General features: G+C 74.5%; 24 protein-coding genes. 9 read left to right on the top strand and 15 right to left on the bottom strand.

All coding sequences use genetic code 11. From position 1 onward, the window contains the following. The coding region (locus tag CTKZ_RS12310; protein ID WP_307720303.1) for a phosphoenolpyruvate-utilizing N-terminal domain-containing protein at positions 1-221 on the bottom strand (221 nt) is incomplete at its 3' end. A gap of 150 nt (positions 222-371) precedes the next feature. Between CTKZ_RS12310 and CTKZ_RS12315 the strand changes: the two genes are divergently transcribed. Then, positions 372-602, top strand: coding sequence for a PTS sugar transporter subunit IIB (locus tag CTKZ_RS12315; RefSeq protein WP_124343219.1), 231 nt, complete (start codon positions 372-374; stop codon positions 600-602). Between the two features lie 118 nt (positions 603-720). Here CTKZ_RS12315 and CTKZ_RS12320 read toward each other — a convergent pair whose 3' ends face one another. Both CTKZ_RS12320 and CTKZ_RS12325 read right to left on the bottom strand, forming a co-directional pair. Further along, on the bottom strand, positions 721-1908 hold the full coding sequence (locus CTKZ_RS12320) for a mechanosensitive ion channel family protein (protein WP_124343220.1): 1188 nt from the start codon (positions 1906-1908) through the stop codon (positions 721-723). After that, on the bottom strand, positions 1905-4082 hold the full coding sequence (locus CTKZ_RS12325; RefSeq protein WP_124343221.1) for a prolyl oligopeptidase family serine peptidase: 2178 nt from the start codon (positions 4080-4082) through the stop codon (positions 1905-1907). Before CTKZ_RS12325 ends, CTKZ_RS12320 begins: the two co-directional genes overlap by 4 nt. A 153-nt stretch (positions 4083-4235) precedes the next feature. Here CTKZ_RS12325 and malQ point away from each other — a divergent pair, with 153 nt between their 5' ends. Together malQ and CTKZ_RS12335 are read left to right on the top strand one after the other, a co-directional pair. After that, on the top strand, positions 4236-6392 hold the full coding sequence (gene malQ / locus CTKZ_RS12330; protein ID WP_124343222.1) for a 4-alpha-glucanotransferase: 2157 nt from the start codon (positions 4236-4238) through the stop codon (positions 6390-6392). A 32-nt stretch (positions 6393-6424) separates the two neighbouring features. Next, the gene (locus CTKZ_RS12335) at positions 6425-7006 is read left to right on the top strand and encodes a P-loop NTPase family protein (protein WP_124343223.1); all 582 of its coding nucleotides are present in this window, start codon (positions 6425-6427) and stop codon (positions 7004-7006) included. 178 nt (positions 7007-7184) lie between these two features. Here CTKZ_RS12335 and pepN read toward each other — a convergent pair whose 3' ends face one another. Next, complete coding sequence (gene pepN, locus CTKZ_RS12340) at positions 7185-9785, bottom strand: aminopeptidase N (protein WP_124343224.1); 2601 nt, start codon at positions 9783-9785, stop codon at positions 7185-7187. Positions 9786-9994: 209 nt separating this feature from the next. On the opposite strand from pepN, the gene CTKZ_RS12345 reads away from it, so the two are divergent. Together CTKZ_RS12345 and CTKZ_RS12350 are read left to right on the top strand one after the other, a co-directional pair. Next, on the top strand, positions 9995-10609 hold the full coding sequence (locus tag CTKZ_RS12345; protein WP_124343225.1) for a mycothiol-dependent nitroreductase Rv2466c family protein: 615 nt from the start codon (positions 9995-9997) through the stop codon (positions 10607-10609). A 148-nt stretch (positions 10610-10757) separates the two neighbouring features. Then, the gene (locus tag CTKZ_RS12350) at positions 10758-11264 is read left to right on the top strand and encodes a hypothetical protein (RefSeq protein ID WP_124343226.1); all 507 of its coding nucleotides are present in this window, start codon (positions 10758-10760) and stop codon (positions 11262-11264) included. 111 nt (positions 11265-11375) lie between these two features. Here CTKZ_RS12350 and CTKZ_RS12355 read toward each other — a convergent pair whose 3' ends face one another. Next, positions 11376-13361, bottom strand: coding sequence for a M13 family metallopeptidase (locus tag CTKZ_RS12355; RefSeq protein ID WP_124343227.1), 1986 nt, complete (start codon positions 13359-13361; stop codon positions 11376-11378). Positions 13362-13419: 58 nt separating this feature from the next. On the opposite strand from CTKZ_RS12355, the gene CTKZ_RS12360 reads away from it, so the two are divergent. After that, positions 13420-13872, top strand: a complete 453-nt coding sequence (locus CTKZ_RS12360; RefSeq protein ID WP_124343228.1) for a ribose-5-phosphate isomerase — start codon at positions 13420-13422, stop codon at positions 13870-13872. Between the two features lie 125 nt (positions 13873-13997). Here the strand turns inward: CTKZ_RS12360 and CTKZ_RS12365 are convergent, their stop codons facing one another. Then, on the bottom strand, positions 13998-15266 hold the full coding sequence (locus CTKZ_RS12365) for a GNAT family N-acetyltransferase (protein WP_124343229.1): 1269 nt from the start codon (positions 15264-15266) through the stop codon (positions 13998-14000). A gap of 106 nt (positions 15267-15372) precedes the next feature. Between CTKZ_RS12365 and CTKZ_RS12370 the strand changes: the two genes are divergently transcribed. Next, on the top strand, positions 15373-16458 hold the full coding sequence (locus CTKZ_RS12370; protein ID WP_124343230.1) for a PP2C family protein-serine/threonine phosphatase: 1086 nt from the start codon (positions 15373-15375) through the stop codon (positions 16456-16458). A gap of 112 nt (positions 16459-16570) precedes the next feature. Here the strand turns inward: CTKZ_RS12370 and CTKZ_RS12375 are convergent, their stop codons facing one another. From CTKZ_RS12375 to CTKZ_RS12415, 9 genes are all read right to left on the bottom strand, one after another. Beyond that, positions 16571-16900 carry an MGMT family protein gene (locus CTKZ_RS12375; RefSeq protein ID WP_124343231.1) on the bottom strand — a complete coding sequence of 110 codons (330 nt, stop codon included), beginning with the start codon at positions 16898-16900 and terminating at the stop codon, positions 16571-16573. 29 nt (positions 16901-16929) lie between these two features. Beyond that, the gene (locus CTKZ_RS12380; RefSeq protein ID WP_124343232.1) at positions 16930-17994 is read right to left on the bottom strand and encodes an LLM class F420-dependent oxidoreductase; all 1065 of its coding nucleotides are present in this window, start codon (positions 17992-17994) and stop codon (positions 16930-16932) included. Between the two features lie 99 nt (positions 17995-18093). Further along, the gene (locus CTKZ_RS12385; RefSeq protein WP_124343233.1) at positions 18094-19080 is read right to left on the bottom strand and encodes a DUF1648 domain-containing protein; all 987 of its coding nucleotides are present in this window, start codon (positions 19078-19080) and stop codon (positions 18094-18096) included. Beyond that, positions 19077-19424, bottom strand: coding sequence for a GntR family transcriptional regulator (locus CTKZ_RS12390; RefSeq protein ID WP_124343234.1), 348 nt, complete (start codon positions 19422-19424; stop codon positions 19077-19079). The genes CTKZ_RS12385 and CTKZ_RS12390 overlap by 4 nt, the downstream gene beginning before the upstream one ends. 149 nt (positions 19425-19573) lie before the next feature. Then, positions 19574-20158 carry a serine O-acetyltransferase EpsC gene (gene epsC / locus CTKZ_RS12395; protein ID WP_124343235.1) on the bottom strand — a complete coding sequence of 195 codons (585 nt, stop codon included), beginning with the start codon at positions 20156-20158 and terminating at the stop codon, positions 19574-19576. Positions 20159-20198: 40 nt separating this feature from the next. Continuing rightward, positions 20199-21134 (bottom strand): cysteine synthase A, encoded by a 936-nt coding sequence (cysK, locus tag CTKZ_RS12400; protein WP_124343236.1) that lies wholly within the window; start codon positions 21132-21134, stop codon positions 20199-20201. Between the two features lie 407 nt (positions 21135-21541). Continuing rightward, positions 21542-22183: an SGNH/GDSL hydrolase family protein gene (locus CTKZ_RS12405; protein ID WP_124343237.1), complete on the bottom strand. Its 642-nt coding sequence runs from the start codon at positions 22181-22183 to the stop codon at positions 21542-21544. A gap of 130 nt (positions 22184-22313) precedes the next feature. After that, on the bottom strand, positions 22314-22706 hold the full coding sequence (locus CTKZ_RS12410) for a PASTA domain-containing protein (protein WP_124343238.1): 393 nt from the start codon (positions 22704-22706) through the stop codon (positions 22314-22316). 280 nt (positions 22707-22986) lie between these two features. Further along, positions 22987-23421 carry a YdeI/OmpD-associated family protein gene (locus CTKZ_RS12415; protein WP_124343239.1) on the bottom strand — a complete coding sequence of 145 codons (435 nt, stop codon included), beginning with the start codon at positions 23419-23421 and terminating at the stop codon, positions 22987-22989. A gap of 139 nt (positions 23422-23560) precedes the next feature. Here CTKZ_RS12415 and CTKZ_RS12420 point away from each other — a divergent pair, with 139 nt between their 5' ends. Beyond that, on the top strand, positions 23561-24076 hold the full coding sequence (locus tag CTKZ_RS12420; RefSeq protein ID WP_124343240.1) for a gluconokinase: 516 nt from the start codon (positions 23561-23563) through the stop codon (positions 24074-24076). Positions 24077-24092: 16 nt separating this feature from the next. Further along, a complete protein-coding gene (locus tag CTKZ_RS12425; RefSeq protein ID WP_235843467.1) occupies positions 24093-25466 on the top strand; it encodes a GntT/GntP/DsdX family permease in 1374 nt (457 codons plus the stop codon). Positions 25467-25479 lie beyond the last annotated feature (13 nt).

Consider the following 25479-nt stretch of genomic DNA (forward strand, 5'->3'; position numbering starts at 1 on the left):
CTCTCGCCCTCGGCGCGCGTCGCGGCCGCGTCGAGCGCGGCCTGCACCCGGGCGGACGCCTCCCCGACGCGCGCGGCCTGCGCCGCGTAGTCGCTGCCGGGCGGGAGGCGGCGTCCCGAGGGCGGTTCGGCGACGGGCTGGGGCAGGAAGGCCGCGGGCCCGACGGCACGGCCGGGGCCCACCCCGATGCCGGTGACGACGGTGGGCGGGTGGGGGCTCACGGTGCTGCGACCTCCTCGTCGACGTTGCAGGGCAGTCTCATCCGTCGGGGCGCCCGATGGCCAGCGGACACGCACCAGCCCCGCGGCCGGAGCGGGGTTAGGCTTGACGACGCGCGCCGACCGGCCGGCGCCGATGACCTGGGGAGTTCCATGAGCAAGGCAGAGCAGATCCTCGCTGCGCTGGGCGGCGACGGGAACGTCGTCGACCTGGAGCCGTGCATCACGCGGCTGCGCGTGGAGGTCAGCGACGCCCACCTGGTCGACGAGACGGCTCTCAAGGCCAGCGGCGCGTTCGGCGTCGTGCGGTCGGGCCACATCGTCCAGGTGATCGTCGGCCCCGAGGCCGACAACCTGGCGGCGGAGCTCGAGTCGCTGCGCTGACCTGTCGACCTTCCCGGCCGGACCGCTCCTGCGGCCCGGCCGGTGGCGTTCCCGGGGTCGGACGCCGGCACCGGGTCACCGGGCGGACGCGGACCGACGCACCCGGTGAGCGTGACCGTCAGGCGGAGTCGCCCGGCGGTGCCGCGCGGCGCGCGTCGCGCTGGTCCACGGCGTCGTGGACGGGAGTGTCGTGCGGGTCGCGCGGGGGCGGCGCGTCCTGCGTCTCCTCGTCCTGCGGCCCGGTGGCGTGGTCCGGGTCGTCCTGACCCTCGTCGGGCTCGGCCGCCTGCGCGGACGGCTCGATGCCCGCGAGCTCGTCGCGGTGGGCCTTGAGCAGGTCGCGCTGACCGGCGAGCGGGACCCCGGCACGCTCGAGCACGTCGCGCGTCGCGGTCCTCAGCGCGCGCGCCACGTCCCACTGCATCGCCGGTGACGTGCGGACCTTGAGCCGCAGGGTGATCGCGTCGGCGCTGAGCCGCTCGATGCCCGTGATCGACGGCGTGCCCTGCAGGTGCGCGCCGAGCGCCGGGTCGGCCTCGACGCGCGCCGCGGCCTCGCGCAGCAGCGTGCGCACCTCGTCGAGGTCCGCGAAGTAGTCGACGTCGATCTCGACGACGGCCGTCGCCCAGCCCTGCGTCTTGTTGCCGACGCGCAGCATCGTGCCGTTGGGGACGTACCAGAGGGTTCCGTCCGAGTCGCGGATCTTGGTGACGCGCAGCGTCACGGCCTCGACGGTGCCCGTCGCGGGACCCACGTCGACCACGTCGCCCACGCCGTACTGGTCCTCGAGCAGCATGAACAGACCCGTGAGGAAGTCCTTCACGAGGCTCTGCGCGCCGAAGCCGAGGGCGACGCCGACGATGCCTGCCGACGCGATGAACGGCGCGATGTTGACGCCGAGCTCCGCGAGGATCAGCAGGACCATGATCGTCCCGACGACGACCGTGGCGGTCGACCGCAGGACGGAGCCCAGCGTGCGGGCGCGCTGTGCGCGGCGGGCGGTCGCGAGCGGGTCGGCGGCCCGCAGCAGGGTGCGGGCGACGTCGGAGTCGCCGAGCGGGCGCATGACGCCGCGCTGGAACCACGGGGTGCCGTCGGCGACGTGGTCGGTCACACCGCGGATCGCGCGCCGGAGCAGCACGAGGGTGATGCTGCCGACGGCGACGATGATGAGGATCCGCAGCGGCAGCCCGAGGAACCACTCGAGCCACGCGTTGGGCGACGTCTTGTCGTCCGGCAGCAGCTCCGGGTCCGACGATGACGGGCTGGGCGTGGGCGCCGCGGCGAGCGCGAGCGCGCGGCTCATCGGGTGGCCCCCGTGCGGTCGGCGACGAACTGCAGCTGCTCGACGGTCAGCGCGACCGAGCGTGACAGCGCGCGGGCACCGTGCCCCACGCCGGTCTCCCGGCGCACGAGGACGGGCGACCGGTCGACGTCGGCGCTCGTCGCGGCCTGGAGCGCGGCGGCGAGCTTGCGGGCGTGCAGCGGGTCGACGCGCGTGTCGCCCTCGAACACGGTGAACAGCGTCGCCGGGTAGGCGGTGCCGTCGACGACGCGGTGGTAGGGCGAGTACCCGAGCAGCCAGCCGAGCTCGACGGGGTCGTCGGCGTCGCCGTACTCCTCGGTCCACGTCACGCCGAGCCCGAACCGCTGGTAGCGCACCATGTCGAGCAGGGGGGCGGAGCAGACGACGGCCGCGAACAGGTCGGGACGCTGCGTGAGCGCGGCGCCGACGAGCAGACCGCCGTTGGACCCGCCCCAGCACGCGAGCCGGTCGGGGGTCGTCCACCCGCCCGCGACGAGGTGCTCCGCGACGGCGTGGAAGTCGTCGAACACGTTCTGCTTGTGCGCGCGCATGCCCGACCGGTGCCAGTCCTCGCCCTCCTCGCCGCCGCCGCGCAGGTTCGCGACGACGTACACGCCGCCGGCCTCGACCCAGGCGAGCGTCGCCGCGGAGTAGGCCGGGTCGAGCGAGATCTGGAACCCGCCGTAGCCGTAGAGGATCGTCGGCGCGGGTGCGAGCGGGCGTCCGTCGGCGTCGAGCGCGTCGGTCCGGGCGAGCACGAACGCGCGCACGACCGTCCCGTCGGCGCTCGTGACCTCGACCTGCTGCGCCCTCACGGGTGGCACGTCCGCGACGGTCCCGGGCGGGGCGGCCCACAACGACGTCGTGCGGGTCGTCGCGTCGAAGCGCCGGACGCTCGGCACGGTCGTGTGGTCGGTGTACGAGAACCACACGTCACCGCCGCCGTCGGGCCGCGTGACCAGCCCGGACACCGACCCCAGGCCGGGCAGGTCGACCGCCCCCTGCAGCGCACCCGTCGTCGGGTCGTGCAGCGTCACCTCGGACACCGTGTGGCGGCGCCAGGACGCGACGAGCAGCGTCGGCGTGCGGTCGTCGCCGCCCCCGTCGGTGAACGCGACGTCCTCCAGGACCGCGGTCCCGTCCTCCGCGAGCAGCGTGCGCCAGTGCGGCACCCCGGGGCTCGTCGGGTCGGTCACCGCGACCCGGCCGCGCGGCGCGTCGAGGTCGGTGTGCACGTACAACCGCCCGTCGCGACCGACCCACGCGCCCGTCTGCGCGTCGAGCCCGACGGCGACCTCGACGAACCACGGCGCCTCGACGCCCCCTGCGGCGGTGAGGTCGGCGATCCAGACGTCGGTCCGCGGAGCCGTGCCCGCCGACGCGGACACGATGAGCCACCGGCCGTCGCGGGACACCGACACCCCGTAGTAGTTCGTCAGGTCGAGGCCCTCGCCGAACACCTGCACGTCGGTGTCGGGCGACGTCCCGACCCGGTGGAGCCAGACCCGCCTGTGGTACTGCTGCTCGTCGGCCGGCACCAGGTCGGGTGCGAGCCGGCGCACGTAGAAGAACGCCTCACCGCCGGGCAGCCACGCCACGGGGGAGTAGCGGGCGCGGTCGACGGGACCGTCGACGAGCTCGCCCGTCGTCACGTCGAGCACGTGCAGCACGCTCTCCTCGGTGCCGCCGTGCGACACCTGGTACGCGAGCAGGCGGCCCTCCTTCGACGGCTGCCACGAGTCGAGCGTCGTCGTGCCCGCCGGGTCGAGCGCGACGGGGTCGATCAGCACGCGCTCGCGACGGCCACCCTCCGCCTCCAGGTCCGGGTCCGGGTCGGAGACCAGCACGACGGCGTGCTCCTGCTCGCCGGTGCGCCGCACGAAGAAGTACCGGTCGCCGCGCCAGGCCGGAGCGCCGACGACGCCCGCACCGAGCAGCTCGCGCAGCCGGGTCGTGAGCCGCTCCGCGGACCAGGGGCCGTCGCCGACCCGGGCCGTGAGCCCCTGGCGGTAGTCGGCGTACCGCTCGTCCTGCGCCTGCGACCACGTGCGGGTCGCGTCGTCGTCGGCGTCCTCGAGCCAGCGGTACGGGTCGGCGACACGGTGACCGTGCAGGTCCTCGACGAGATCCAGGCGGTGGGCGGACGGGTAGGGGCGCAGTGCAGGGGCCGTCATGGTCCGCAAGGCTACGACGCGCTCCTGACCGCCCGCGTCCGGTGCCCGCAGGCGTCGGCCGGCGCTCACGACACCCGGGTGCACCGGCGTCGCCGCTGGTCGGCGCGCCCTCTCGTCCTGCGTTCCGCGGGGGGCCTCTGGCAGGATCGGTGCGTGGCCGACGACCAGCAGACCCCCTCCGACGCGCTCCTGCGCCTCGCGGCCGCCTACGACATCACCCCCGACTACTGGGGGTTCGACGGGCAGCACAAGATCGCGTCGGCCGCGACCCTGCAGGGCGTCCTCAAGGCGCTCGGGGTCGACGCGTCGTCGCCGGAACGGATCGAGCTCGCGCTCGCGCACCGCGAGGACCAGCCGTGGCGGCGCACGCTCCCGCCGGTCGTCGTCGTCCGGGAGGGCCGCCAGGCGCACGTGCCCGTGCACGTGACGCACGAGGACGCCGTCGACGTCTGGCTCGAGCTCGACCCGGAGGTCGGCGGCGGTCGACGCGAGGTCACGCAGGCCGACGTGCCCGTGCCGCCCCGCTCGGTCGACGGCCGGCTCGTGGGACGTGCCACGTTCACCCTGCCCGCGGACCTGCCGCTCGGCTGGCACGAGATCCACGCCGAGGGCCCGAGCGCGAACGCCCGCAGCGCCGTCGTCGTGACCCCGGACCGGCTGGAGCTGCCCGACACGCTCGACGAGGGACGCGCGTGGGGCTTCATGGCGCAGCTCTACTCGGTGCGCTCACGCCGGTCGTGGGGTGTGGGCGACCTGGTCGACCTCGCTGACCTCGGCGCGATGACGGCCCGCCGCGGCGCCGACTTCCTGCTCATCAACCCGCTGCACGCCGCCGAGCCGCAGGTCCCGCTCACGCCGTCGCCCTACCTGCCGACCACCCGGCGGTTCGTCAACCCGCTGTACCTCCGCGTCGAGGAGGTGCCGGAGGCCGCGTACCTGTCGGCCGCCGACCGGACGCTCGTCGAGTGGGCGGGCGAGCAGGCCATCGCGCTCGACACCGACCCGGGCCCGATCGACCGCGACGCGGCCTGGACGGCCAAGCGCGCCGCGCTCGAGGTGGTCTTCGCGTTCGAGCGGTCCGCCGCGCGCCAGGCGGCCTTCGACGCCTTCGTCGAGGAGCAGGGTCCGGGGCTCGACACGTTCGCGCTGTGGTGCGCGCTCGCGGAGAAGCACGGGCCCGACCTGCGCACGTGGCCCACCGAGCTGCTCGACCCGGGCTCCGACGCGGTGGCCGCCGCGGGCGTCGAGCTCGCCGAGCGCGTGACCTTCCACCGCTGGCTGCAGTGGGTCGCCGACGAGCAGCTGTCCGACGCGCACCGCGCGGCGCTCGACAACGGGATGACGATCGGGATCATGCACGACCTCGCCGTCGGCGTGCACCCGCAGGGCGCCGACGTGTGGTCCCTCGGCGAGGTGCTCGCGCGAGGCGCGAGCGTCGGTGCGCCGCCCGACATGTACAACCAGCAGGGCCAGAACTGGTCGCAGCCGCCGTGGCAGCCCGACGCCCTCGCCCGCGCCGCCTACCGGCCCTACCGCGACATGCTCCGCACCGTGCTGCGGCACGCGGGCGCGATCCGCATCGACCACGTGCTCGGCCTGTTCCGCCTGTGGTGGGTGCCCGAGGGCGCGGCGACGCCGTCCGAGGGCGCCTACGTCCGGTACGACCACGAGGCGCTCGTCGGCATCCTCGCGCTCGAGGCCTATCGCGCCGGCGCGATCGTCATCGGCGAGGACCTCGGCGTCGTCGAGCCGTGGGTGCGCGACTACCTGTCCGAGCGCGGCATCCTCGGCACCTCGGTGCTGTGGTTCGAGCGGGACATGAACGGCGACCCGCTCGCGCCCGAGGACTACCGCCAGCTCGTCCTCGCGACCGTCACGACGCACGACCTGCCCCCGACCGCCGGCTACCTCGCGGGCGAGCACGTCGCGATCCGCGAGCGCCTCGGTCTGCTCACCGAACCCGTCGCGACCGTCCGGGCCGCGGCCGCCGCCGAGCGTGACCGCATGCTCGCCGCGCTGCGTGCGCGCGACCTGCTCGGGGACGACCCGTCCGAGCGCGAGATCGTCGAGGCGCTGCACCGGTACGTCCTCGCGACGCCGTCCGTGCTGGTCGGGGTGTCGCTCGCCGACGCCGTGGGGGAGCGCCGCGCGCAGAACCAGCCCGGCACGGACCAGGAGTACCCGAACTGGAAGGTGCCGCTCGCGGACAGCGGGGGACAGGTGGTCCTGGTCGACGACCTGTTCACCAACGCGCGCCTGCACTCGCTCGCGCAGGTGCTCAACGAGGGTCGCTGGTCGATCACCCCCTGACCGTGGCCGCGGCCGCGTGGGAGCATCGGCGGATGCCCGAACCGGTCCTCCGCCGCCTGCGTGTCGTGGGCAACACCGGCTCCGGCAAGACGACGCTCGCGCGCGCGGCCGCCGCCCGCCTGGGGGTCGGTCACCTCGAGCTCGACGCGGTGTTCTGGGCCGAGGAGTGGACGAAGCGCGACCTTCCCGAGGCGCACGCGATCGTCCGGCACTTCCTCGCCTCGCCCGAGGCGCGCGACGGCTGGGTCGCCGACGGCAACTGGAACTCGCACCGGCAGGGGCTGCTGGACGACGCCGACGCGCTGGTCTGGCTCGACTACCCGCGCCGTGTCGTCTTGCGGCGCGTCGTCGCCCGGACGCTGCGGCGCGGGCTGCTGCGGCAGGAGCTGTGGCACGGCAACCGGGAGCGGCTGCGCAACCTGCTGCGCCGGGACCCCGAGGAGAACGTCGTGCTGTGGTCGTGGACGCAGCACGCCCGGTACCGCACCCAGTACGGGGCGCTGCACGACGCGGGCGACGTCGCGATGATCCGCCTGCGGCACCCGCGCGAGGCCCAGCGTTGGCTGGTGTCCCTGAGTCCGGTCGCCGCGCGTTCGTCACCCGAGGCCGGCTGACTCCAGCGCCTCCACGCCGGACGCGCGGGACCGACGGCGGGCGACCGCCGCACCTCCACCGCGGGACCCGACGGCGCGTGACCACCGCAGCTCCACGTTGCGCGCTGGTCGACGCGGACGGGACGAGCCACGCACGACGACGGCCCGACGGCTTTCCCGCCGGGCCGTCGTCGATCCGTCACGCCTTGCGGCGGTCCGTCTCCTGCGCGGCGAGCGCGCGGCGCACGCCGTCGCGGTTCTCGGCGACGAGCCGGCGCAGCGCGGGCGGAGCGTCCGCCTGCGACGCGAGCCACGCGTCGGTCGCGCCGAGCACGTCCACGCCGGCGTGGTCGGCGAGGTCCGTCGGGTACAGGCCGAGGACGATGTTCTGCGCCATCTCGTTCGTCTTGTCGGCCCACACCGTGGCGAGCGCGGCGAAGTACGGCTCGACGTAGGGGAGCAGCAGAGCGCGGTCGTGCACGCGCCCGAAGCCGGCGATGGTGGCGGCCTGGATCGCGTTCGGCAGGTCGTCGCCGTCGACGACGGCGGCCCATGCGGCGGCCTTCGCCTCGGCGGTCGGGACGGCGGCGCGCGCGGCGGCGGCGGCCCGCTGGCCGGTCGCGGTCGCGTCGGCCGAGAGCTGCACGGCGATGTCGGTCTCGCCCGCCCGGCCACCGGTGACGAGCGACGTGAGGAGCTCCCAGCGCAGGTCGGTGTCGATCGTGAGCCCGTCGAGCTGCTCGCGACCGTCCAGCAGGGCGGCGACCGCGTCGAGCTGGGTGTCGGTCTCGGCCCGTGCGGCGAACGCCTTGACGAGCTGGAGCTGGGTGTCGGAGCCCGCCTCGGCGGACCGGGCGAGCCCGAGCAGCCGGTCGGCGGCCGCGACGGCCGTCGCCTGCCGGTGCTCGGGTGCGACGTAGAGGTCGAGCGACGTCGTCAGCTGGCGCAGCAGCACGAGGACGACCGACGAGTCGGTCTCGTGCAGGATGTTGCCGAGCACGAGGTCGACGAAGTCGCGGGCGGGCGTCTCGCCGTCGCGCGTCGCGTCCCACGCCGCCGTCCACACGAGCGTGCGGGGCAGCGAGTCGTCGAACGCGCCGAGGTGCTCGATGGCGGCCGCGAGCGACTGCTCGTCGAGCCGGATCTTCGCGTACGCGAGGTCGTCGTCGTTCACGAGGACGAGGGCCGGGCGGTGCTGTCCGACCAGCTGGGGGACCTCGGTGCGCGGACCGTCGACGTCGAGCTCGAGGTGCAGCGTGCGGGCGAGCCGGCCGGTCGACGCGTCGAGGTCGTAGCCGCCGATCGCGAGGCGGTGCGGGCGCTGCACGGGGTGCTCGTCGGGCACCTCCTGCAGGACGGCGAACGACGTGATCGTGCCGTCCGCGTCGACCTCGATCTCGGGGCGCAGCAGCGTGACGCCGGCCTTCTCGAGCCAGAGCGCCGACCACGACGACAGGTCGCGGCCACTCGTGGTCTCGAGCTCGGTGAGCAGGTCGCGCAGCTCGGTGTTGCCCCACGCGTGCTTCGCGAAGTAGGCGCGCACGCCGGCGAAGAACTGGTCCTGCCCGACCCACGCCACGAGCTGCTTGAGGACGCTCGCGCCCTTCGCGTAGGTGATGCCGTCGAAGTTGACCTCGACGTCCTCGAGGTCGCGCATGTCGGCGACGATCGGGTGCGTCGACGGCAGCTGGTCCTGGCGGTACGCCCAGTTCTTCTCGAGCGAGGAGAACGTCGTCCACGCGCTGGTCCAGGCCGTGGCCTGGGCGGTCGCGAGGGTCGAGACGTACTCGGCGAACGACTCGTTGAGCCACAGGTCGTCCCACCACCGCATGGTCACGAGATCGCCGAACCACATGTGCGCGAGCTCGTGCAGGATCGTGACCGCGCGGCGCTCGATGGTCGCCTCGGGGACCTTGGAGCGGAACACGTAGGACTCGAGGAACGTCACCGCGCCCGCGTTCTCCATCGCACCCGCGTTGAACTCGGGGACGAAGAGCTGGTCGTACTTCGCGAACGGGTAGGGGACGCCGAACTTGTCCTCGAAGAACGCGAAGCCCGCGCGCGTGATGTCGAGGATGTTGTCGGTGTCGAGGTGCTCGGCGAGCGAGCCGCGCACGTAGACGCCGAGCGGGATCGTCCGGCCGTCGCTGCTCGTGAGCTCGCCGTGCTCGGCGTGGTAGGGCCCTGCGATGACGGCCGTGATGTACGACGACATGCGGGGCGTGGTCTCGAACCGCCACGTGGCGGTGCCCTTGTCGGCGCCGCCGTTGCGGTTGACCCCGCCCTCGACAGGCTCGGGCTCGCCGACCTGCGGGTAGTTCGACACCACGACCCAGTGGGCGGGAGCGGTCACGGTGAACGTGAACGTCGCCTTGAGGTCGGGCTGCTCGAACACCGCGAAGACGCGGCGGGAGTCGGCGACCTCGAACTGCGAGTACAGGTAGACCTCGTCGTCGACCGGGTCGACGAAGCGGTGCAGGCCCTCGCCCGTGTTCATGTACGCCGCATCCGCCACGACCACGAGCTCGTTGTCGGCGGCCAGGTCGTCGAGCCGGATGCGCGAGTCGGCGAACACGTCGGCGACGTCGAGCGCACGGCCGTTGAGCGTGACCTCGTGCACCGTCGGGGCGATGAGGTCGATGAACGTGCTCGCACCGGGCGTCGCCGTGAACCGCACGACGGACCGCGACGCGAACGTCGCCGGTCCGGTCGTCAGGTCGAGGGTGACGTCGTACGACTGCGGGCTGACGACCGCGGCACGCTCGCGCGCCTCGGCACGGGTGAGGTTCTCAGCGGGCACGCTGGCTCTCCTTCGAGAAGGGGTACGGCTCGTGGCCGGGACCGATCATCGCACGCGTGCCCGTGCGGTCCGCCGCCCTGCGCGCGCACTCCTGTGGGGGCGCGTCCCGAGGCGTGGGCTGTGGACGGCTCGATGTGCACCGGACGGTGGGCGCGGGTGAGACTGCGGTCGACCGCGCCCGCGGTCGACGCCTGACCCGAGGAGCACCCGTGACCGTCACCGACACCCGCCCCGTCGTGGACTTCTGGTTCGACCCGGCCTGCCCGTGGGCGTGGCTCACGTCGCGCTGGATGGACGAGGTGGCGAAGGTGCGCGACGTCGACGTCCGGTGGCACGTCATGAGCCTGTCGGTCCTCAACGAGGGCCGCGAGCTTCCCGAGAAGTACCGCGCGCTGATGGACGACTCGTGGGCGCCCGTGCGCGTGCTCGTCGCCGCGGCGCGCGACCACGGCGACAAGGTGCTCAAGCCGCTCTACGACGCGCTCGGCACCCGCCGCCACACCGACCGCCGCACCGACACGGCCACGATCGTCGCCGAGGCGCTCGCCGAGGTCGGCCTGCCCGAGGAGCTCGCCGCCGTCGGCGCGACGGACGAGGTCGACGACCTGCTGCGCGCGTCCCACGGCGAGGCGATCACGCTGGTCGGCGACGAGGTCGGCACCCCGGTCGTCGCGATCGGCGGCGTCGGCTTCTTCGGCCCGGTCATCACGCCTGCCCCGACCGGCGAGGACGCCGGGAAGCTCTTCGACGGTCTGGCACTCGTCACCCAGGTGCCCGGGTTCTACGAGCTCAAGCGCACGCGCACCGTCGGCCCCGCCGTCTGACGCGGGCGAGCAGGGGACCCCGCCGGGACACCGTCGGTCGGGGTCCTGCTGCCGTGCCCACCGCCGAGCGCCCACCGGCGCGGGTGGCTCGTCGGGTTCGTCCCGTGTGATCCTGGTCGACGCCCGCGCCCCCGGACTCAGGAGGACCATGACGTCGCAGCGGACGATCCGGACCCTGGTGATCGTCGACGCCGTCCTCGTCGTCGCGTTCCTCGTGCTCCTCGTCGTGACCCTCGCGACGCGCTCGGGCGGAGGCGGCGAGGCCGCCTCGACGGCGTCACCGACGACGTCCGCGAGCGCGAGCAGCGCCCCCGCGGACGAGTTCCGGCTGCCCAGCGGCAACATCGCGTGCGCGATGTCCGGCGACGGCGTGACCTGCACGATCGCGAGCTACACGTACGCCGCGCCCGAGGTCCCGGGATGCACCGGCGACACCGGTCACGTCCTCACGCTCGGAGCCGACGGGGTCGCCTTCGCGTGCGAGGAGGGTCCGGCGCCCACCGTCGCGGGGTCGGACGTCCGGACGCTCGAGTACGGGTCGGAGACGCGGGTCGACGGCTACACGTGCAAGAGCGGTACAGACGGCGTGACCTGCACGGACGCCGACGGCGTCGGCTTCCGGCTGGCCCGCGCCTCGTGGACCGCCCTGCCCTGACCTGTCGCCGGCTCCGCGGGGCCCGCGCCGGTGCGGCGCCCGCTCGGGCTCACGAGCCGACACGACGGACGGGCCGGCACGCGTGCGCGCACCGGCCCGTCGTCGGGACGGTCACCAGATCCGGACGCGCTCCGCGGGGTCGAGGTACAGCGCGTCGCCGGGCTGCACGTCGAACGCCTCGTAGTACGCGTCGACGTTCCGCACGACGCCGTTGCAGCGGAACTCGTTGGGGGAGTGCGGGTCGGTCGCGAGCCGGCGCACGACCTCCTCGTCGCGGCCCTTCGACTGCCACACCTGCGCCCAGCCGAGGAACACGCGCTGCGCACCCGTCAGGCCGTCGACGACCGGCGCCTCGGCGAGCGGGCGGCCCAGCGCGATCTCGTACGCGGCGAGCGCGATCGACAGGCCGCCGAGGTCGCCGATGTTCTCGCCGATCGTCAGCGCGCCGTTGACCTTGTGCGAGCCGTTCAGCTGCGCGGGGGAGAACTCGCCGTACTGGTCGACGAGCGCCTTGGTGCGCTTCTCGAACTCGGCGCGGTCCTCCGCGGTCCACCAGTCCTCGAGCCGGCCGGCACCGTCGTACTTCGAGCCCTGGTCGTCGAACCCGTGCCCGATCTCGTGCCCGATGACGGCACCGATGCCGCCGTAGTTCACGGCGTCGTCGGCGTCGGCGTCGAAGAACGGCGGCTGCAGGATCGCCGCGGGGAAGACGATCTCGTTCATCCCCGGGTTGTAGTACGCGTTGACCGTCTGCGGGGTCATGAACCACTCGTCACGGTCGAGCGGCTTGCCGATCTTGTCGAGCTCGCGGTCCTGCTCGAACGCGTTCGCCCGGCGCACGTTGCCCAGCAGGTCGTCGGGGGAGACCTCGAGCGCCGAGTAGTCGCGCCAGCGCACCGGGTAGCCGATCTTCGGCGTGAACGCCTCGAGCTTGGCGAGCGCCTTGGCGCGCGTCTCCTCGCCCATCCAGTCGAGCCGCGCGATCGACTGCCGGTACGCCTCGACCAGGTGCGCGACGAGCTCGTCCATGCGCTCCTTGTGGTTCGGCGGGAAGTGCCGCTCGACGTAGACCTTGCCGACCGCCTCGCCGAGCACGCCCTGCACGAGTCCGACGCCGCGCTTCCAGCGGTCGCGCAGCTCCTGCGCACCCGTGAGCGTCCGGCCGTAGAAGTCGAAGTTCGCCTCGACGATCTCGTCGGTGAGGAACGGTGCCCGGTCGCTGACCACGTGGTACGCCAGCCAGGCCTTCCACGCGTCGAGCGGCTCGCTCGCCCACAGCGCGGCGAACCCCCCCGCGAACGACGGCTCGCGCACGACGAGGTCGTCGAGCGCACCCTCGGGCGCACCGAGCGCGTGTGCCCACGCGACCCAGTCGAACCCGGGCGCGCGTTCGGCGAGCGCCGCGAGCGTCATCGGGTTGTAGGTGAGGTCGGCGTCACGGTCCTTCACGACGTCCCAGTGGTGCGACGCCAGCTTCGTCTCGAGGTCGACGACGGCGCCCGCGAGCGCGTCGGCGGCGGCCTCGTCGGCCGCGACGCCCGCGAGCCCGAGCATCCGCGCGACGTGCGGCCGGTACGCCGCGAGCACCTGCGCGTACTGCGCGTCGCGGTAGTACGACTCGTCGGGAAGGCCGAGCCCGGACTGCGCGAGGTAGACGACGTAGCGCTCGGGGTCCTTCGCGTCGTTGTCGACCCAGAAGCCGACCGCCGACGCCGCTCCCGTGCGCTGCAGCGCGCCGAGCGCGGCGGTGAGCTCGTCACGGGTCGTCGCACCGTCGACGAGGTCGAGGTCCTCGCGCAGCGGCTCGAGCCCGCGGGCCTCGATCGTCGCGGTGTCCATGAACGACGCGTACACGGCGCCGATCTTCGCCTCGACGCCGTCGCCGGCGCCGGCCGCGGCGGTCGCGGCGGCGTCCGCGATGATGTCGCGGACCTGCTCCTCCGCCTGGTCGTGCAGCGCGCGGAACGCGCCGTCCATCGCCCGGTCGGCGGGGATCTCGTGGGCGGTGACCCACCTCCCGTTGACGTGGGCGAAGAGGTCGTCCTGGGGTCGGGTGGCCGGGTCGAGGGCGGTGAGGTCGATGCCGCTGCGCGTCATGGGCACAGCCTACGGACGCGGGGGCGCTTGTCGCGGACCGGTGCGGCAGGATGACCCCATGCGGATCCATGTCGCCTCCGACCATGCCGGTTTCGAGCTCAAGGTCGCGCTCGTCGAGCACCTGCGCTCCGAGGGGCACGACGTCGTCGACCACGGCGCCGACACGTACGACGCCCTCGACGACTACCCGCCGTTCTGCTTCGCCGCGGGCGAGGCCGTCGTCGCGGAGCCCGGCAGCCTCGGCGTCGTGATCGGCGGGTCGGGCAACGGCGAGCAGATCGCCGCGAACAAGGTCACCGGGGTGCGCGCGGCGCTCGCCTGGAACCTCGACACCGCGCGACTGGGCCGCCAGCACAACGACGCGAACGTCGTGGCGATCGGCGCCCGCCAGCACTCCGTCGACGAGGCGATCGCGCTCGTCGACGCGTTCGTCGCGGAGCCGTTCAGCCAGGACCCGCGCCACCAGCGCCGCATCGACCTGCTGGCGGAGTACGAGCGCACGCGCGGCTGACGAGCGCCGCGCGCGAGGGCACGCGTCGCCGACGCCCACTCGCCGGGCGCGAGGGCAGGGCGGCCGACGACGTCGACCGGGCGGACGGGCACGCGCGAGGTCGACCCGCGCGCGCCCGTCCCCGGTCAGAACACCCAGCTGCAGACCGGCGCCACCGGCCAGCCGAACGCCGAGGCCGCCCCCTGCACGGCCTCCGCGCGGACCGGCGTGACGAGCCCGGCCCGGACCTGCGCGGCGAGCGAGCGCCCGCCGAGGTAGAGCGCCCCCAGCTCGCGCACGTCGAGCGCCACGTCGGCGGCGTCCTCCGTGCGCTCGACGCGCGCCTCCCACGCGCCGTCCGTCGGGCTCGTCGCCGTCGTGACGCGCCATCGCCCCGCGTTGGCCGGCAGCAGCGCGTCGCGGACGTCGAGCACGACGTCGACGGGTGCGGCGTAGCGGCGTGCGGTGAGTGCCGCGGGCACGTCGAGCAGACGCACCCACAGGTTGTCGACCATCTTCGGCACGATCCCGCGCGGGTCCACGAGCTGGTGCAGCAGCGCGTCGTCGACGGGGAGCATCGGGCCCTCGACCGTCGCGGTGAGGTCGAGGTCGAGCACGAACGACCAGAGCCGGTGCGCGGCGGCCGCGTCGACCGCGACGGCCTCGCGGACGCGGACCTCGTACCGCGGGCCGCCCTCGGTCCACACGTCCTTGCGCCGCAGCGTCGCGTACCCGCGGACCTCGCCCGCGGTGTCGTGGACCGTCGCGAGCCGCAGCGGCTCCCCGCCGTCGCGCCACGCGGGCGGGTCGACGAGCTGACGACGGCGCAGCACCTCGGTGTCCCGTGTGATCCACCCCGGCCGTCCGGCGCCCGCCGCGCGGTGCACGGCGTCGAGCACGTCGCGGTGCGCGAACGCGTCGAGCGTCGTGAAGCGCACCGTGAGGTCGGCCGACCCCGGGACGTCGCGCAGCGCGGCCCCGCGCGACAGCTTGACGCGCAGGTCGTCGGCGGCCGAGCCGTAGCCGAACCGTCCGTAGATCGCGTGCTCCGCGGCGAACAGCGCCGAGACGGGCTCGCCGCGGTCGAGCGAGCGCGTGAAGTGGCTGTCGATCATCGTCGTGAGCAGGCCGCGGCGGCGCTGGTCGGGCCGCACCCCGACCCAGGTGAGACCCGAGCACGCGACGCTGCCGCCGGGGACGGGGAGCGTGAACGGGAAGGACGCGTGGACGGCGGCGAGCGAGCCGTCGGGCGCCTCGACGCCCATCGTGCGGTCGAACGGCACCGTGAGCGGCACGATCGCGTCGGTCTCGGGTGTGGAGTCGAACGCGAACGCCAGGCGGTCGGTCTCGAGGAACTCGGTCTGACGGGTCTCGGGCACGGCGACGACGCGGTACCCCTCGGGCAGGCGGCTCATGGTCGCCATGGTCGCGGGCCGCCAGCGGTGCGCGCGAGCGGTTTCCCGACGACGGACCGGTCCTGCCGCCCTGTTCGTGGCCGCGACCTGCGGATACGCTCGAGCGATGACGACGGGCGCGGTGGTCGGCCCGGGACCCCTCACGCGGATCGTGCTCGCCGTGCGGCGGCGCGTCCTGCGCTCGCAGCGAGGTCTGGCGGGGCTGCTGATCCTGCTGTCGGGCGCGGTCGTCGCCGGGATCGTCCTGCAGTCGCGGTGGGTGCCCCCGTCGACGCTCCTGCTGCTGCTCCTCGCGGGCGTCGTGCTGCTGCGCCTGCACCCGCTCGCGGCGCTCTGCGTCGTGGTCCTCGTCGAGGCGCTCGTCCTCATGCTGGCCGACGTCCCGGCGATGGTGCCCGGGGTGGTGGTCCTCATCGGCGTCGCGACGGTCGTCGCGCTCGTGTTCGCGAACGAGCGCGACCGGCTGGGACTGCGCGGCGCGCCCGGCGGGCACATGCTCGTCGACCTGCGGGACCGGTTGTCCGCGCACGGCCGCGTGCCCGCGCTGCCGGCGGGCTGGTCGGTCGACACCGAGATCCGGTCCGCGCACGCCGACGCGTTCTCGGGCGACTTCATGGTCGCGCGGCTACGCCGCGGGGCGGTGCTCGAGGTCGTGCTCGTCGACGTCTCGGGCAAGGGGCTCGACGCGGGCGTCCGGTCCCTGCAGCTGTCCGGCGCGTTCGGCGGGCTGCTCGGTGCGCTGCCGACCGAGTCGTTCCTGCAGGCGGCCAACGCGTACGTGCTCGACCAGGACTGGGAGGAGGGTTTCGCGACGGCCGTGCACGTCGCCGTCGACCTCTCCTCGGGCGACTACACGGTCGCGTCGGCCGGGCACCCGCCGCCGCTGCACCTGCACGCGGGCGCGGGCCGGCTCGACGTGGTCGACACCGTCGGCAGCCCTGCGCTCGGGGTCGTCGACGACCTGCCGTACCGGCCCCGGTACGGGCGCCTCGAGCCCGGCGACGTGCTGCTGCTCTACACCGACGGGCTGGTGGACACGCCCGGCACGTCGCTGGACCGCGGCCTCGACCGGCTGATGGGCGCGGCCGACCGCGTGCTCGCCCCGCGCGCCGGCGGTGCCGCGGCCGTGCTCGCGGCGGTGCGCGCCGACGACTCGGACGACCGCGCCCTCGTGCTGGTCCGACGCGACTGAGCCGGAGCCCCGGCAGACGGAGCCGCTCACACGGGGATCGGGGCTTGGACCCCTGCCCGGCACCCTCGCGGGCGTCAGCGAGACGGCGGTCAGGCGTCCGAGCCGGCGACGGTCAGTCGGCGGGGAACCAGATCGCCCGCCGGAGCGCGACGCGCGAGCCGTCGGCGGTCCGGGGCGTCCCCTCGGCGACGAGCTGCTCCATCGCGCGCACGCGGTGCCGTGCGGGCGGCGCGCCCTGCGCGTTGACGACGCGCCACCACGGCACTCCCGACCCGGCGCGGCTCATCACCTGACCGACCTGACGCGGTCCGCCGCGGGGTCGCCCACCCTCGCGCACGGCCTGCTCGCTCACCACCTCGGCGACCGTCCCGTAGGTCATGACGCGACCCGACGGGATCGTCGCGACGAGGTCGAGCACGGCCTCGACGTAGTCGTCGTCCACGTCAGCGGGCCTCCGCGTGCCGGTCCACGTCAGACGGCGTCCGCGGGTGCGTCGACCGCGCCCGCCAGCAGCGCGGCGACCGCGGGCAGCGCGCGCGGGTCGGTCTGGACGAGCATCGTCGTGATCGCGGTGCCCTGCCACGCCGGGAGCTGCGCACGGATGTCGTCCGGGGTCCCGACGAGCGCGATCTCGCGCACGAGCTCGGTCGGGACCGCGGCGACGGCCCGCGCCTTGTCGCCCGCGAGGTAGTGCGCCTGGATCTCGTCGCACGCCTCGGCGTAGCCCAGCCGGTCGAGCACGTTGCGGTGGAAGTTCGCGCCCTTCGCACCCATCCCGCCCGCGTACAGCGCGACGTGGGGGCGGATCGCGTCGGCGGCCTGCTCGACGTCGTCGGCCAGGACGACGGGTACCGCGGCCGTGACCTCGAACTCGTCGACCGGCCGGAGCGCGCCGGACCGCTTCGCGAACCCCTCGGCGAGCAGCGCACGGTGCTCGGCGTCCATGCGCGGCGTGTAGAACATCGGCAGCCAGCCGTCGGCGATCTCGGCCGTGAGTGCGGTGTTGCGCGGCCCCTCGGCGGCCAGGTGGATCGGCAGGTCGGCGCGCAGCGGGTGCACGGTCGAGCGCAGCGGCTTGCCGAGGCCCGTGCCCTGGTCCGCGGGGAGCGGCAGGCGGAAGAAGTCGCCGTCGTAGGTCACGGGCGCCTCGCGCGCGAGCACCTGGCGGACGATGTCGACGTACTCCCGGGTGCGGGCGAGCGGCCGCGGGTACGGCTGGCCGTACCAGCCTTCGACCACTTGCGGACCGCTCGCGCCGAGCCCGAGCACGAAGCGCCCGCCGGACAGGTGGTCGAGCGTGAGCGCGGCCATCGCGGCGGCCGTCGGGGTCCGGGCGGAGAGCTGCGCGATCGCGGTGCCGAGGCGGATCCGCGACGTGCGGGCGCCCCACCACGCGAGCGGGGTCAGCGCGTCGGACCCGTACGCCTCGGCCGTCCAGACCGAGTCGAAGCCGAGCCGTTCCGCGGCGAGCACGGCCTCCTGCGCGCCCGGCGGCGGACCGGCCGACCAGTACCCGACGTAGTACCCGAGGCGCATCCGTCCACCCTCCGCTCGACCGGCGCGTCGGCGGTGACGCGCGGCGGTCAGGTTACCGGTCGGTCGCCTCGCGCGGCTGCCCCGGCTCCGGCCGACCCGTCAGGAGACCCGGGAGCGCTCGGCGAGCGTGTTGAGCAGGGCGGCGGCTGTCGCGGCGTCGTCGACCGTGACGACCGTGGTGCGCCCGCCGGTCCGCTCGACGACGAGTGCGTCACCCGCGCGCAGGACGAACCCGGCCCGACCGTCGAGCGCCACGCGGTATCCCCACCCGCCGAAGTCCCGCAGCGGGCTGATCGTCTCCGCGTGCGCGGCGACGACCTGCTCGAGCGGGACGTGCACGCGCGGCCAGCCGAGCGGCGAGCGTGCGACCAGCCCGGCGGCGCTGACCGTGACGCGCAGGACGAGCATCGTCGCGAGCAGCGCGGCGAGCACGGCGGCGATCGCGAGGAGGAGCCAGGTGTCGAGCACGATCGACAGCACGACCTGGAGCGCGATCACGGGGAGCGCGACGCCGATCGCCGCGGGTGACCACACGCTCACGGTCCACGCGGCGCGCTCGTCGGGCGCGAGGGGCAGCCGTGCTGCGTCGGCGGGCGGGGCGTCGGTCGTGGTGACGTCGGGGTCTCCGGGCACCAGGAGTGCGGCGACGACGCCGAGCACGAGGCCCGTCGCGAACGCGGCGACGACGACACCCGTGATCGGACCGGTGTCGCGCGCGTCGTCGACTCCGCGCTGCAGCGCGAGCGAGCCCACGACGAGGACCGCGAGCAGCGCGGCGATGCCGACGGACGTCCCGGCGGCGATGCGGCGCGTGGTCGCCTCGGCGCCGAGCCGCAGGGCGAGCACCCAGCACGACAGCGACAGAAGGACCGACGTGAGGGCGAGCAGCAGCAGCGCACCCGCGAGGGACGAGAAGTCGTCGGGTGTGCCGCCGGGGCCCCAGTGCGTCGCGACCGGGTCGGGCAGCTCGTCCGCCCACGTCAGCGCCACGAGCACCGCGACGGCGGTGAGCGCGACGGGTGCGACGAGCGTGACCAGGGTGGTCGCTCGGCGGTGGGGGATGGTCGGGCGGCGGTCGGCGGTCACCGGAGGGCCTCCTTGAGCAGGGCGAGCGTGGTGGCGGGCGGGACGTGCAGCCGGCGGGCGGTCTGCACCACCTGGTCGACGGCCTCGTGCAGCGCGGCGAGGTCGTCCGTGCGGGCGACGACGGCACCGCGGCCGCGCCGGAGCTCGATGACGCCCTCGTCGCGGAGCTCCTGGTAGGCGCGCAGCACGGTGTGCAGGTTGATGTCGAGCGACGTCGAGAGCTCTCGGGCGGCGGGGAGGCGCGCACCCGCGGTGAGCTCGCCGCGGGCGACGGCACGACGCACCTGGTCCGCGAGCTGCTGGAACAGCGGCTCGGGGGAGGAAGGGTCGACGCGCAGCAGCATGCGTCAACTCTAGTTGTTTGCACACAACTAGAACAAGTGCGCGGACACGGTGCGCCGGCACCGCGCGCCCGACGCCAACGACGGAGACCGGGGCGCAGCCCGACGACCGGGCGGGCGAGGCTCGTCGACCCGGTCGTGACGCGGTCGCGTCAGATGTAGATCGCGGGGTCGTCGACCTCGACGTCGAACGGCGCCGCCTTCGGCCGCAGCCGGATCTGCGCGGGCACGCCGACGGCGATCGCGTCGGCCGGGACGTCGTGGATCACGACCGCGTTGGCCCCCACCTGGGCGCCGTTCCCGACCCACACCGGCCCGAGGATCTTGGCGCCCGCACCGACGACGACGCCGTCGCCGAGCGTGGGGTGGCGCTTGCCGCGCCGCATGGACTTGCCGCCGAGCGTCGACCCGTGGAAGAGCACCACGTCGTCGCCGACCTCGGCGGTCTCGCCGACGACCACGCCCATGCCGTGGTCGATGAACAGCCGCCGCCCGAGCCGGGCACCGGGGTGGATCTCGACCCCGGTGGCTGCCCGCGCGAGCTGCGACAGCAGTCGCGCGGGCAGCCGGAGACTGGGCTCCCGCCACATCCGGTGCGCCACCCGGTAGACCCACACCGCGTGCACGCCGGGGTAGCCGAGGGCGACCTCGAGGGCCGAGCGCGCCGCGGGGTCGCGGTGGCGGGCGGCGTCGAGGTCCTCCTTCAGGAGGTCCAGCAGGCGCAGGGGTGCGGTCATGAGCCTTCCGGTCTGAGCGGGGGGGCGGGCGGCCGGACGCTCAGTCGAGCAGGTCGGCGTAGAGGATCGTCGACAGGTAGCGCTCGCCGAACGACGGGATGATCGCGACGATCAGCTTGCCCGCGTTCTCGGGACGCTGCGCGAGGAGCTTCGCGGCGTGCAGCGCGGCACCCGACGAGATGCCGACCAGCAGGCCCTCCTCGGCGGCGGCGCGGCGCGCGACCGCGACGGCCGTCTCGGCGTCGACGTCGATGATCTCGTCGTAGACCGAGGTGTCGAGGATCTCTGGCACGAAGTTCGCGCCGATGCCCTGGATCTTGTGCGGGCCGGGGGCGCCGCCGTTGAGGATCGGCGACTCGGCCGGCTCGACGCCGACGATCTTCACGCCCGGCTTGCGCTCCTTGAGCACCTGGCCGACGCCCGTGATCGTGCCGCCCGTGCCGATGCCCGCGACGAGGATGTCGATCTCGCCGTCCGTGTCGGCCCAGATCTCCTCGGCCGTCGTGCGGCGGTGGATCGCCGGGTTGGCCTCGTTGGCGAACTGACGCGCCAGGATCGCGCCCTCGCGCTCCTTGACGACCTCGTCGGCCTTGTTGACCGCGCCCTTCATGCCCTCCGAGCCCGGCGTGAGGATGAGCTCCGCGCCGAACGCGCGCAGCAGCGCGCGCCGCTCCTTCGACATCGTCTCCGGCATCGTGAGGACGACCTTGTAGCCGCGTGCCGCACCGACGAACGCGAGCGCGATGCCCGTGTTGCCGGACGTCGCCTCGACGATCGTGCCGCCCGGCTTGAGGTCGCCCGACGCCTCGGCCGCGTCGATGATCGCGACGCCGATGCGGTCCTTGACCGAGTTGGCCGGGTTGTAGAACTCGAGCTTGCCGACCACCGTGGCGGGGGCGCCGTCGGTGATCTTGTTGATGCGGACCAGCGGGGTGTTGCCGATCAGCGCGGTCGCGTCGTCGTAGATGCGGGCCATGGTTCCTCTTCGGTCGAGCCGTCCCGTCCGGGTGGGAGCGGCGTGCAGGGGTGGGGGACAGCGTGCGGGTCCGCCGGACCGGGGGACGGGGCGCGTCGGGAGGCCGGCGGGGTGGTGCGGCGGGGCGAGCACTGGCGGGGCGGGGCGCACGCCCCGGTCAGGTGATCCTCGCGCGAGGGTCGCCAGCGCTCTACCGACAGCGACAGCAGCGCGCGGCCTGCGCGGGGGCGACGGAGACGGCGGTGCGGGTCTGCACGCTCATCGCTCTCCTCCGGTCGCGGACTGCTCACCGCGTCTCGGGACGAGCGCGGGGTCGCCCGTCGGGCGACCGCAGTCGCGCCGACGTTATCTCCAAGCCCAGGCCCGCGCAAAGGCCCTCCACCCCTCGGACCACGCGGCGCCGCTGGTCAGCGCGCGCCCACGCCGACGGCGTCGAGCCACGCCTCCGCGAGCAGGCCGAACCCCGCGGTCGTCGGGTGCACGCCGTCGTACGCCCACGCCGCCGACGACGTCCGCACCGCAGCGGCCGCGAACAGGCCGTCGGCGGGCACGAGCACCGCCCGGTGCTCGGCGGCCAGGCGCCGCACGACCGCGATGCGCGGGTCGAGGTCCTCGCGCCACGCGTGCTGGTCCGGGGTCACGGCGACCAGGAACGGCTCGACGAGGACGAACCGCGCGCCCAGCCGGTCGGCGGCCGACGAGAGCATCGCGCCGAGGTTGTCCTCGTACTCGGCGGTCGACGTCGGCACGCCGGAGTCGTAGCGCCGCCAGGTGTCGTTGATGCCGACCAGGACCGAGACGACCTGCGGCTCGAGCGCCAGCGCGTCCGGCTCCCACCGGGCCCGCAGCATCGCCGACGTGTCGCCGCCGACGCCGCGGTTGAGGAACTCGAGCGCCAGGTCGGGGCGGCGGGCACCCGCGAGAGCCGCGACGATCCCCGCGTACCCGTGCCCCAGGCTCGTCGGGTCGGAGCGGTCGCGACCCCAGTCCGTCACGGAGTCGCCGGTGAGCAGGACCCGGTCGCCCGGGCGCAGGAACGTCGTCGTCACCGGGGCATCCCACCACACGCGGACCGCCCCGCCCGGCCGCCACGAGCCGCGCGGCGCCACGCCTCGACAGGTGCAGGAACGCCGAGGGCGGCCCACCGCGTGCTGCGGGGGCCGCCCTCGGGAGCGGGTGTCAGGACGCCGGGTCGTCCGTGCGGCGGACGTCCAGCGTGACGACGGTGCCGGCGTCGACCTCGCCCGACAGCGGGTCCTGCGCGACGACGACCCACAGCGTCGGGTCGTCGACCGTGCGGCCCTGCCCGGTCGAGTCGACGGTCTCGACCGTGAGGCCGCGGGCCTCGAGCGTGTCCTGCGCGGTCGCGAGGAGCAGGTGCGTCTGGTCGATGACCTCGACCTTGCCCGACGCCTCCTCGTCCGTGCCCGAGGTCACCTCGGCGCTCGTGCCGGTCGGCGTCGCGTCGTCGTCCGAGCCGGAGTCCGAGCAGCCGGCGAGGAAGGCCGTCGCGGCGAGCGCGGCCGTCGCGGCGCCGACGACGAGACGGGTGCGGGTGGCGTGCAGCTTCATGGGTCCATCCCCTGGGTGTGTCGCAGGTACAACCGGCGTGAGGGCACGACGACGAGACCCCTCGTCGTGGCGTCCCCCCACGAGTGCGGGCCGCAGCGGCGGCTCGCTAGTCCTCCACGACCGTAGGCCCGACCACCGACACGCGTCTCGTGCATAACGGGCGGGTCAGGACGAATGCCCCGGCCGACGACGTGTGCGTTCGGCCACACCCAGGGCCCCGACCTGCGACGTCGTCGGCGCGCGGGTCCGCCGGCCAGGCCTGGACGGGCCCCGTCCGATGTCAGCGCAGCGCGTCGACCACCTTCGCGACCCGCCGCTCACGCGTCGTTCGCTGCTTCGCCTCGACGACGCTGCGGACGTGCTCCTTGCGGTGCGACGGCGCCAGCGCGTCGAACGCCGCCCGCAGCCCTGCGGCGTCCAGCGCGGCGGCGAGGTCCTCCGGCAGCTCGACCGTGCGGGGCTGGTCGTCCAGCACGAGCGTCACGTCGTGCTCCTCGTCGCCCGCGACCCCCGAGGCAGCGCGCACCGCGGCCGACACGGGCACCAGGAAGCGGCCGCCCATCGGCGCGACCGTCGAGCGGTACGTGTAGCCGTTGAGCGTCACGACCACCGGCGGCCGCCTGCCCGCCCCCAGCCCGAGGACGAGCTCCTCGGGCACGTCGATGCCGACGTTGTTCGCGCCGGAGCGGATCAGGACGGTGCGGAACGTGGTCACGTCGTCACGGTGGCACACCCCGGCGTGCCGGGCACGCGTCCCGGCCGTCCGGTGCTGCGAGCAGGTGCACGGCGTGCGAGGCTCGACGCGGACCCGTCGAGCGCAGCGGCGGTGCCGGACCGTCGCGAGGGGGGCAGCGATGCCGGTCGAGCACGTCGTCGTCATGGGAGTCGCCGGGTCGGGCAAGACGACCGTCGGCCGGCTGCTCGCGGAACGGCTCGCACGCCCCTACGCCGAGGCCGACGCGTTCCACCCGCCCGAGAACGTCGCGAAGATGGCGGCCGGCACCCCGCTGACCGACGACGACCGCGCGCCGTGGCTCGCGGCGATCCGCGACTGGCTCACTGCCCGGGCCCGCGACGGGCAGGACACCGTGGTCACCTGCTCCGCGCTCAAGGTCGCCTACCGGGACGTCCTGCGGGACGCCGAGGGGCGCGTCCGCTTCCTGCACCTGTCCGGGCCGGGCGAGCTCATCGCCGACCGCATGGCCCACCGCGCCGGGCACTTCATGCCGACGTCGCTGCTCCCGTCGCAGCTCGCGACGCTCGAGCCGCTCACCGACGCCGAGGACGGCGTCACGGTCGTCGTCGACGTCCCGCCCGCCGACGTCGTCGAGCGCGCGCTGCGCGCGCTCCACCCGGACGGACCCGTCTGACCCGCAGGGAGGCATCGTGCTCCACACGCTCGTCGCCGCCGCACCCGAGGGCGTCAGCGACGTCCGGCTCGTCGTCGCCGCGGTCGTCGGCATCGCCGTCATCGTCGTGCTCATCGTCTGGGCGAAGCTGCACCCGTTCCTGTCGCTCACCATCGGCTCCGGCGTCCTCGCCGTCGTCGCAGGCATCGCCTACCCCGACGCGTTCGCGAGCTTCGTCAAGGGCGTGGGGGAGACGGTCGCCGGCGTCGGGCTGCTCATCGCGCTCGGCGCCATCATCGGCAAGCTGCTCGTGGACAGCGGTGGCGCCGACGAGATCGTCGACACGATCCTCGCGCGCACCCCGGCCGGCCGGCTGCCGTGGGCGATGGCGCTCATCGCGTTCGTCATCGGCATCCCGCTGTTCTTCGAGGTCGGCGTCGTCCTGCTCATCCCCGTCGTCATGCTCGTCGCGCGACGGTCCCGCGTGCCGCTGATCCTCGTCGGCATCCCCGCGCTCGCGGGCCTGTCCGCGCTGCACGGGCTCGTCCCGCCGCACCCAGGTCCGCTCATCGCGATCGACGCGCTCGGCGCCGACCTCGGGCTCACCCTCGGGCTCGGTCTGCTCGTCGCGGTCCCGACCGTGATCATCAGCGGCCCGCTCCTCGCACGCCCGATGGCACGGTGGGTCCCGATCGAGGCGCCCGAGCGCTTCCTCGGCGAGGCCGAGCGCGACGACGAGCACCGCCGCCCCGCGTTCGCGACCGCCCTCACCGTCGTGCTGCTGCCCGTCGTCCTCATGCTCGCGCGCACCGTCGTCGAGGCCGCGGGCGCCGAGGAGAGCGGCGCCGGGCGCGCGCTCGCGTTCCTCGGCACACCGCTGGTCGCGCTGCTCGTCACGTCCCTCGTCGCGCTCGTGCTGCTCGGCACCGCGCTCGGCCGCACCCGCCAGCAGGTCAGCACGCTCGTCGACAAGTCGTTCGCGCCCATCGCGTCGATCCTGCTCATCGTCGCCGCGGGCGGCGGGTTCAAGGCGACGCTCGTGGACTCCGGTGTCGGCGACGTCATCGCGAACGCGCTCGCCGACGCGCCCATCTCGCCGCTGCTCGCCGGCTGGCTCGTCGCCGTCCTCATCCGCCTCGCCACCGGGTCGGCGACCGTCGCGACCATCACCGCCGCGGGCATCGTCGCGCCGCTCGCCGCCGACCTCACGCCCACGCACGTCGCGCTGCTCGTCCTCGCGATCGGGGCCGGGTCCGTGTTCCTCAGCCACGTCAACGACGCCGGGTTCTGGCTGGTCAAGGAGTACTTCCGCATGACCGTCGGCCAGACGTTCAAGACGTGGTCCCTGATGGAGACCGTCCTGTCGGTGACCGGGCTGATCCTGGTCCTGCTGCTGAGCCTCGTGCTGTAGGCGCCGACGGGGG

The organism is Cellulomonas algicola, assembly GCF_003851725.1.
Lineage (GTDB): Bacteria > Actinomycetota > Actinomycetes > Actinomycetales > Cellulomonadaceae > Cellulomonas > Cellulomonas algicola.